5 protein-coding genes and 1 other RNA gene are annotated in these 3,923 nt (G+C 74.8%); all 6 read left to right on the top strand.

Annotated features, from left to right (window positions below; all coding sequences use genetic code 11):
- Positions 1-277 precede the first annotated feature (277 nt).
- The 6 genes from E2C05_RS29565 (at position 278) to E2C05_RS29540 (ending at position 3,811) form a co-directional block, all read left to right on the top strand.
- Positions 278-505, top strand: coding sequence for a hypothetical protein (locus E2C05_RS29565; RefSeq protein ID WP_133223202.1), 228 nt, complete (start codon positions 278-280; stop codon positions 503-505).
- Between the two features lie 3 nt (positions 506-508).
- A complete protein-coding gene (locus E2C05_RS29560) occupies positions 509-847 on the top strand; it encodes a cell division protein ZapA (protein ID WP_133223201.1) in 339 nt (112 codons plus the stop codon).
- Positions 848-1,246: 399 nt separating this feature from the next.
- Positions 1,247-1,402: non-coding RNA, 6S RNA (gene ssrS / locus E2C05_RS29555), on the top strand.
- The gene (locus E2C05_RS29550; protein WP_133223200.1) at positions 1,389-1,979 is read left to right on the top strand and encodes a 5-formyltetrahydrofolate cyclo-ligase; all 591 of its coding nucleotides are present in this window, start codon (positions 1,389-1,391) and stop codon (positions 1,977-1,979) included. The genes ssrS and E2C05_RS29550 overlap by 14 nt, the downstream gene beginning before the upstream one ends.
- Positions 1,980-2,063: 84 nt before the next feature.
- Positions 2,064-2,885: a TIGR00282 family metallophosphoesterase gene (locus E2C05_RS29545; protein ID WP_133223199.1), complete on the top strand. Its 822-nt coding sequence runs from the start codon at positions 2,064-2,066 to the stop codon at positions 2,883-2,885.
- A 704-nt stretch (positions 2,886-3,589) separates the two neighbouring features.
- Complete coding sequence (locus tag E2C05_RS29540) at positions 3,590-3,811, top strand: hypothetical protein (protein ID WP_133223198.1); 222 nt, start codon at positions 3,590-3,592, stop codon at positions 3,809-3,811.
- Positions 3,812-3,923 lie beyond the last annotated feature (112 nt).

The raw sequence follows: 3,923 nt of genomic DNA, 5'->3' as shown, positions 1-3,923 counted from the left end.
GGGTGGGATGCGGCGGCCGCGGCGACCAGCGCCAGGAACCAGGGCGCGCCCAGGCTGCCGCCCGCGCCCGGCGCCGACAGCAGCAGCGCGCCGCGCGGCCCGGCAAGGCCGAGGGCGAGGGCCGCGCCGGCCGCGTCATGCACCGTGACGGCGGGCATGTCGGGCGGCGGCGCCCCGCTGCGCTGGCGTTGACCCTGCCCGGTCACCATGCCAAGCCTTGCAGCACGCCCGGAATCCCGCGTCCAGCGCGGCCGGCGATGGCAGTTTCGGATGGGGCATGAGCGACGCGGCGAGTAACCCTGTGGCGCTGGCGGCAGCCCGGCTGGAGACCGCCGTGGAAAAGCTCGCCGAGGCGTTGTCCCGCCCGCGTCCCGCCGCCGAGGAGACCGACATGGTGCCCCGCGCCGAGGTCGCCGCCATGGCGGAGCGGTTGGACGCCACCATCGCCCGGCTGCGCCTGGCGCTGGCCGAGGAGTTGCGGGCCGGCGAGCGGGAAGGGGAGTAGGGCGTGGGGCAGGTCACCGTCCGGGTCAACGGCTACCAGCACACGATCGGCTGCAAGGATGGTGAGGAGGGGCATGTCCTCGACCTCATCCAGCAGATCGAGGAGAAGGTGCGGCTGATCCGCGCCATGGGCGGGCAGTTCTCCGAAAGCCGCATGCTGCTGCATGTCGCGTTGCTGCTGGCCGACGAGGCGGGCGACCTGCGCACCGAATTGCAGCGCGCCCGCGCCGGCATCGCCCCCGCCATCCCGGCGGCGCCGCAGCCGGACCCGATGCTGGCCGAACGCCTGGCCCGCATCGCCGAGCGGATCGAAGGGCTGGCGCAGACCCTCGACAGGACCTGACGCCAGGCGCCGCAGGGCATCGCCGGCGGCTGGCACCACCGGCCCCGGGCGACCCGCCCTTCCCGGTGCTTCGCATGCCCCCGGGCACCCCCGAGCCGCGGATGGGCCGCGGTCGCGGCCGGAACCCGTGCCGGCCGCCCGGCGGCACCGCGCCCGCCACGCCGAAGGGCAGCAGCGGCACGGCCCGCGCGATGAGGCGCGGCGCCGGCACGGCCGGCACCAGCACGAACAGCGCGGCGGGGAACAGCACCGCCGCCGCAGCATCGGCACCACAGCATCGGCGCTTGGTCCGCCGGCGCGCGGACGGGGGCACCGCCCCGGACCGCCGGCATGGCACCGCCGCGGTTTTCCGTCGCGCCCGGGGTGGTCCCGGCCCAGGCGCCGCCTTATATCGCTGGGGCGGGGCTGCCCGGCGCGTCAGGCAATTCATCCCCGGGGCCAATAAGCATCCTCCGGGAGCTGGCTCTGTCCGGATCTTGGTCCGGGTATCTGGCGCCCACCTGCGCTAGCAGGCCTTGGGAGGGTGAGACGCCAACGGCCCATGGTGGCTCCGCACTTTTCATCCGCGCCGCACTGCGACGTCCTCCTGCGGGAGATGAAGGCCGAGGCGCGGCGCCTCGCCCTCGCGCGGCGGGAGGGCTGCGACCCGGCCCTCGGCGCGCAGCTCGCCGCGCATGTGCTGCGGGATTGGCTGCCGCCCGCCGGCGCCGTCGTCGCCGGCTTCTGGCCCATGGGGCCGGAGATCGACATCCGCCCGCTGCTGCTGGCGCTGCAGGATCGCGGCCACCCGGTCGTGCTGCCGGTCACGCCGAAGCGTGGCCAGCCGCTGACCTTCCGCCGCTGGCGGCCGGGAGAGCCGCTGGCGCGCGGCCGCTTCGGCACGCAGCACCCGGCGGCGGGCGAGACGCTGGCGCCGGAATTCCTGCTGGTGCCGCTGCTGGCCTTCGACCGCGCCGGGCGCCGCCTGGGCTATGGCGCCGGCTATTACGACCGCACGCTGGCCGGGCTGCCGGGCGCCGCGACGCTCGGCTGCGCCTATGCCTGCCAGGAGGTGCCGGAGGTTCCCGCGGGGCCGGAGGACGTGGCGCTGCAGGCGATCGCGACCGAGGCCGGGATCATCCGCCGCGCCTGACCCTGCCCATGGCCGCCGGCGCCACCATTCTGTAGGACAGCGCCGCGCGGCCCCAAGGCCGGGGCGCGTGGCGGAGCGAGCGGGTTGCGAATTCTCTTCCTGGGTGACGTGGTCGGCCGGTCTGGCCGGGATGCGGTGGTCGCCGGCCTGCCCGGCCTGAAATCGGCGCTCAAGGCCGACCTCGTGGTGGTGAATGGCGAGAATGCCAGCCATGGCTTCGGCCTCGCCCCCGACATGGCGCGCGCCATCCTCGCCGCCGGTGCCGATGTCATCACCCTCGGCAACCATGCCTGGGACCGGAAGGAGATCATCCCCTTCCTCGAGCAGGAGCCGCGCGTCATCCGCCCGGCCAATTTCCCGCCCGGCACGCCCGGCCGCGGCGCCGCGGTGGTGGAGGTGCCGGGCAACCGCCGCGCCCTGGTGGTGAACGTCATGGGCCGGCTGTTCATGGATGCGCTCGACGACCCCTTCCGCGCCGTCCAGGCCGAGATCCAGAAGCACCGGCTGGGCGCCGGCGGCACCATCCAGGCCAGCCTGGTGGATGTGCATGCCGAGGCAAGCTCGGAGAAATCCGCCTTCGGCCACAGCTTCGACGGGCTGGTGAGCCTCGTGGTCGGCACCCACACCCACACGCCGACCGCGGACCACCAGGTGCTGCCCGGCGGCACCGCCTACATGACCGATGCCGGCATGTGCGGCGACTATGACAGCGTCATCGGCATGCAGAAGGGCGGCGCCGCCCTGCGGTTCTGGCGCAAGATGCCCGGCGAGCGCCTGGCCCCGGCCGAGGGGCCGGCGACCCTCTGCGGGGTCTGGGTGGAGACCGACGATGCCACCGGCCTCGCCACCCGGATCGAGCCGGTGCGGCAGGGTGGCCGGCTGTCGCAGGCGCTGCCGGTGGTTTGAGCGGCGGGCCGGACATGGCCCCGCTCAATTCCGCTGAGTCCGATGCGGCCCGATCCACGGCAAGCCGGCCTTTCGCCGCGGGTTCCGCCACGTGCCGGTTGAGGAATTGAGGAATTGAGGGATTTATTCCCTGGGCCGGCGGTCGCGGCGGATGCGCCCGCCTGCCTCCGCCCGTGGGCGGCGACGGGGGGCGGGCGACGCATCCTCGGCCCTCGCAGGCAAGGCGGAGGCAGGTTCGGACGGCAGGATCGTCCTGGCCGGCCGACGGGCGGGGCGGGCAGGGGCACCGGTGGGTCGCCGCCTCGCGCAAGGATGGGACTTTGACAATATTCCTATACGCCCTGTCGTCGTCGCGGCGCAAGGCGGAAGCGGGTGGCGACCCCCTTGCCGCCGCAACGCGGTCGCGGCCCCGGGCGGTGCGGCTTGGCGCCGCGCCGCCGGGCGCCTTGGCCGCACGGGCGGGGCAGGGTGCCGCGTTACCCGCCCGCGCCGCATGCGCCGATGCGGCATCGCCGGGGGATCCTCCCCCGTCCGGACCCGATCCGTGCCAGGCCGCCCGCCCTGGCCTGTCGGCCACGCTGTGGCCCGGTGCGGCGCCACAACTTCTTGGTGATTCGTTACGGTTTCCTGCAATCAATCGTTTTTCATCGCCGAAGCCGCCCGGTTTTGGGCACACTCGCATTCGGGAGAGTGGGGAGAGGACCATGAGTCGCCGGTCAGACCGGCCGATGCTGCCAGGTGCCTCCGTGCTGGGCGGCGCGGCCTGCGGATTGAGCTATGAGGGCCTGCTGCGCGACGCCATGGCGCAGGAGGAACGGCACCGCCGGCGGGAGATGGGGCGAAGCCGGGAAACGCCGCGCAGCCAGGTGCAGGCCGGCAAGGCCGATCCCGGGCACGCCGAGCAGGCGCGCATCGCCGGCCGCTGACCGGGCCGGGCGCCTGGCGCCGCCGGGCCGGAGGATGTCCGCCCCCCGGGCGGGCGGCCATCGCGCCCGCCGGCAGGGGCCCAGGGTGGGGCTGCCGCGCGGGTGTCGCCGC

Origin of the sequence: Paracraurococcus ruber (assembly GCF_004353985.1) — a bacterium.
Taxonomy (GTDB): Bacteria; Pseudomonadota; Alphaproteobacteria; order Acetobacterales; family Acetobacteraceae; genus Paracraurococcus; species Paracraurococcus ruber.
This window is presented reverse-complemented; position numbering and strand designations above follow the sequence as displayed.

Coding starts and splice junctions, on each gene's coding strand:
- E2C05_RS29565 (WP_133223202.1), top strand. CDS start 278: ATGAGCGACGCGGCGAGTAACCCTGTGGCGCTGGCGGCAGCCCGGCTG.
- E2C05_RS29550 (WP_133223200.1), top strand. CDS start 1,389: ATGGTGGCTCCGCACTTTTCATCCGCGCCGCACTGCGACGTCCTCCTG.
- E2C05_RS29540 (WP_133223198.1), top strand. CDS start 3,590: ATGAGTCGCCGGTCAGACCGGCCGATGCTGCCAGGTGCCTCCGTGCTG.